Source organism: Ectothiorhodospira haloalkaliphila ATCC 51935 (assembly GCF_000633935.1).
GTDB classification, from domain to species: domain Bacteria; phylum Pseudomonadota; class Gammaproteobacteria; order Ectothiorhodospirales; family Ectothiorhodospiraceae; genus Ectothiorhodospira; species Ectothiorhodospira haloalkaliphila.
Genome location: NZ_KK214998.1, coordinates 936,417 through 940,790, shown reverse-complemented (window position 1 = coordinate 940,790; position 4,374 = coordinate 936,417). Strand labels below are relative to the sequence as shown.

The window sequence follows — 4,374 nt, the reverse complement described above, 5'->3', positions numbered from 1 at the left end:
GAATCCCATCGGCAGTCAGGTGAGTGGACGCCCAAGCGTCTGATCGCATGGGCCGCCAAGACCGGGCCTGCAACAGAAAAGCTCATCTGCACCGCCCTGGGTGCCCGAAAGCACCCCCAGCAAGCCTACCGTTCCTGTCTGGGCATCCTCCGCCTGGGGAAGACGTTTGGTGATGTTCGCTTGGAGGCCGCCTGTCAACGCGCGCTGACGCTTGGGACGTGCCGCTACAAGAACATCGAATCCATCCTCAAACACCGCCTGGATGAACAGCCTCTGGAAGAACAGCAGGAGCTGGCCTTACCTGATGGCCACGACAACATCCGCGGCCCAGCCTACTACTCTGAGGGGGTCTGACATGCTCAAACATCCCACCCTGGATAAACTCCACGCCCTCAAGTTAACCGGCATGGCGGCCGCCCTGGCCGACCAGGTGGCCACACCCGACATCCAGGAACTGAGCTTCGAAGAACGCCTTGGACTGTTGGTGGACCGCGAAACAACCGAACGGGAAAATCGGCGCATGGCGAGCCGGTTGCGCCAGGCCAAGCTGCGACACACAGCGAGCCTCGAAGACCTGGATTATCGGAACCCGCGCGGCCTGGACAAGGGGTTGATCCAATCCCTGGCGGCCTGCCAGTGGGTGAAGGAACACCTCAATATCCTCATCACCGGCCCCACCGGGGTTGGCAAAACCTGGCTGGCCTGTGCCTTGGCCCATAAGGCCTGCCGAGAGGGACACACCGCCCACTACGTTCGTCTAACCCGTCTGTTGCGGGAGCTGAGCATCGCCAAGGGGGATGGTCAGTACGCAAAGCTTCTGGCCAACTTGGCCAAAGTGGATGTACTGATTCTCGACGACTGGGGGCTCATGAAACTCAATGCTGAAAACCGCCGTGACCTCCTGGAGGTGTTGGAAGACCGCCACGGCAGACGATCCACCATCGCCACCAGCCAACTGCCCATGGACCAATGGCACGACGTCATCGGTGATGCCACCCTGGCTGATGCCATTCTGGATCGCTTGGTTCACAACGCCTACAAGATCAATCTCAGAGGGGAGTCCATGCGAAAAACCCAGTCCAAGTTGACCGACACCGCAACGTCGGAGTAAGAAGGAAAACCCCGCGTCGCTACGCTCCGATGGGTGGCAGCTTTGCCCCGGTCCGGGTGGCAGGCTTCACGTGGAATGGGTGGCAACCTTCAGCGGTCTACGCAGCCACCCGCACGGATCGCGCACGGGACGCGAGCCCGGTGGCCATGGAGGTGGTCACCGAGCAGGAGATCCGCAAGCGGGGGGCGGTCACTCTGCGGGATGTCCTCCTCAATACACCGGGGGTGTTCATCAATCCGGGGCGGGGCGACATTTCCATCCGCGGCGCCGGCGCCAAGGGCACCCTGCTGCTGGTGGACGGGCGGCGCCTGGCGGGGGAAGCCGGCATGGGGTTCGAGCTGGACCGCATTCCGGCGGGCAGCATCGAGCGCATCGAGGTGGTCAAGGGCCCCATGGGGGTACTCTACGGCTCCGATGCGCTGGGCGGCATCATCAACATCATCACCAAACAGCCGCAGGATGGCCTGGAGGGGATGGTCAGCACCAGCGTGGGTGCCACGGCCTCGGGGGATGCCGAGCGCTACGAGGTGCAGGGAGACATTCGGGGTCGACGGGGCGATACCGGCTTCAGCGCCTGGTTCAATGCCAGCCGGCAAGGGGAATACTCGGAAACCGGCACGGCCCGGGTGATGGTCCCTCGCGGGGGTGGACAGCAGGGAGCGGCTCCGCCTTCTCAATCCAATATCAACGACTTCAGAAACAACCTGGCGGACACCTATCGAGTGGAGGTGAGCTACCGGGAACCCACCGATCTGCTCAGCGTGGGTGGTCGGCTCACCCAGCGTCTGCATGAGCGCCTGGAGCTGGGGATGGATGTGAGCTACCTGCGCGAGACGCGGGATGCCCGCTTCGTGGGCAACATGCATCCCTCCAATTACACCCTGCCCAAAGGGCAGACCGCCCCGGTGCGCAATGCGCCGGTGGAAAACGATTGGGAGAACGACCGTCTGGATGTGGCCCTGCGGGGACGACTGGAACCCACCGATACCCTGCAACTGGACTGGCGCAGCCACCGCTCACGGTATGAAAAGGACGAGACCATCACGTCGCCCATCTGGAATGACCTGGGGTACACGTCGCAGGGGGCGTCGGCCTCCGTGTCGGGCACCGGCGAGGTCACCGTGCATGGTCATGAACTGACCGGCACCTGGCGGCCCGCCGAGGCCCATACGGTGCTGGCCGGCGCGGAATACCGCGACGAAAAACGCTCCGCCCCCTTCTTCAATCCGGACAACATCCAGGAGAGCCGGGATTACTGGTTCCGCTCCCTGTTTGCTCAGCACGAGTGGCGTCTTTCACCTCATGCCGAGATCATTTATGGCCTTCGCCATGATGACCCCTCCCAGTCGAAATCAGCCAACAGCGGCAGCGTGGGGCTGCAGTACGTCATCCATCCCCAGGCACGCCTGCGCATCAACTACGCCGAGGGCTTCCGCATTGCCGACCTGCCGGAAACCTTCCTGAACCGCGAGACGCCCCGCGGTCGACTCGCCGGCGCCTCCGTGACCGATCCGGCCCTTGGCAAGGAGGCCTTCGAACTGGATCCGGAGCGCAGCGAGAACATCGAAGTGGGCATCAGTGGCCAGGGACAAGGCTGGCGTTATGACATTGCCGTGTTCCAGAGCACCATCGACGACCGCATCGAACGCACGGTGGAGGCCCCGCGGGGCATCACCTATACCACCTTCCGCAATATCAGCGAGGCCCGCATTCGCGGCCTGGAACTGGGCACAAGCTACCGCTTCTCACCGGCATGGACAGTGAGTGCTTCTGCCGGCCTGCTGGACACCGAAAATCGAGAGACAGGGGAGAAACTGGAGTTCGAGCCCGATCTTCAGGCCCGGATCGAGGTGGACTGGCGCCCCGCGGCAGCCTGGGAGTTGAACCTGGCGGTGCGCCACACGGGCACCCAGCGCTATACCGATACACCAGGCGAGCCCCTGGCCCGGGTGGACCCGTACACCCTGACGGATCTGCGCGTGAGCTACATGCCTCCGGCCCTGGGACGGGTGGATATCTTCGGTGGGGTGGAGAACCTCTTCGATACACGGGTGGACACGGCAGTGGGCAGCGACCCAGGCCCCTTTGGCTACGTGGGAGTGCGGTATTTCTATTGATCACCACCAAGGATGAACGGCTGTGCCGGCGGGCGCCAGTTCCGTACCTTCGATCCTCTGCCCGCTCCCCCACGGGAAGGTTCCATGGGGCATCACTGCCCCCTCAAGCGCCCCACACCCGGATGCATCGCCCTTCCATGGTCCGCTCCGTCTCCCAGATCCGCTCTTCCCAGGTCACCTCGGGATCGCGATTGAAGATCACCAGGTGGGCCTCGTCAGCGCCCACCTGGCTGGCATAGGCGACCGTCTGGACCAGCCCCTGGCTGATGACGCCCTCCAGGGCGCCACGCTGTAGCTTGAGCTCGATGACAATGCGCTGCATCGGCCCATGAAACCCCCTGGCCGGGTCCGTCGGCCATTCAATGAACAGATCCGTGCGTTTGCGGCCCAGGCCATATTCCCGGCTGATGCGGCCACCGCCATTGACGATCCGCTGCAAAAAGGCCTGCATCAGCAACTGCGGGCCCGCCTCCTTGTAGTCAAAGCGCTCCAGCCAGGCATCGGCCTGTTCACGGAAGAACTGCTGGAAGGCACGCAGCAACTTCGGCATGTCCAGGTGCCCCTTTGAGGTGACGTACCACTCCTGCTCCTGGTTGGGGATGCGGGTCTGCATGATCCAGGTCAGGTCTCTCGGGATCACCTCCCGATAGATCCGGTTGCTGATGCGTACCTGGGGCCGGGTCTCGATCAGCCCCAGATCCTCCACGTACTGCTGGTCGTCGGGACTGATGCCCTGCAGGTCCTCGTCCTGACCCGACAGCAGGGCACGCATCACCCCCTGCACACGCGGTTCGCGCAGCTTGTCGGTGAGCTGATCCAGATGCGTGGCCCGGGACTGGATCAGGGCCTCCCGGGCGGCCCGGTAATCTTCCAGGAACAAGGGACGAGCCCGGTCGCGGGCCGGCTTGAAGCGCCAGGTGAGTTCATAGCCCAGGGCGTTCACCAGCCAGGGCTGGCCGTGGGTGTCTTCCCATAGCTCCGGGAAGATGGCCGGATCAAGGGGCTGACCGGTCTCGTCGGTGTGTTGCTGCCAGAGGGTTTGGCACTCTGCTTCGGTGAAGTTGCCCATGCGCAGCGACTCGGCCTTGATGTTGAAGGCACTGCCGCCGGTGATCACCTGAGCCCCTTCCTGGTGCAGACGGTAAT

Annotated in this window: 2 protein-coding genes and 2 pseudogenes; 3 read left to right on the top strand and 1 reads right to left on the bottom strand. The window is 63.6% G+C overall.

What is annotated here, in order from left to right:
* The 3 genes and pseudogenes from ECTHA_RS0112165 to ECTHA_RS18190 form a co-directional block, all read left to right on the top strand.
* Positions 1 to 354, top strand: a pseudogene (locus ECTHA_RS0112165) (IS21 family transposase); the annotation flags it as partial.
* 1 nt (position 355) lies between these two features.
* Positions 356 to 1,111: an IS21-like element helper ATPase IstB gene (gene istB / locus ECTHA_RS0112160; RefSeq protein WP_025280968.1), complete on the top strand. Its 756-nt coding sequence runs from the start codon at positions 356 to 358 to the stop codon at positions 1,109 to 1,111.
* 29 nt (positions 1,112 to 1,140) lie between these two features.
* Entirely contained in the window at positions 1,141 to 3,228 is a 2,088-nt protein-coding gene (locus tag ECTHA_RS18190; protein WP_025282929.1) for a TonB-dependent receptor plug domain-containing protein, read from the top strand.
* Positions 3,229 to 3,331: 103 nt separating this feature from the next.
* Here the strand turns inward: ECTHA_RS18190 and ECTHA_RS18185 are convergent.
* Positions 3,332 to 4,374: pseudogene (locus ECTHA_RS18185) on the bottom strand (ATP-binding protein); the annotation flags it as partial.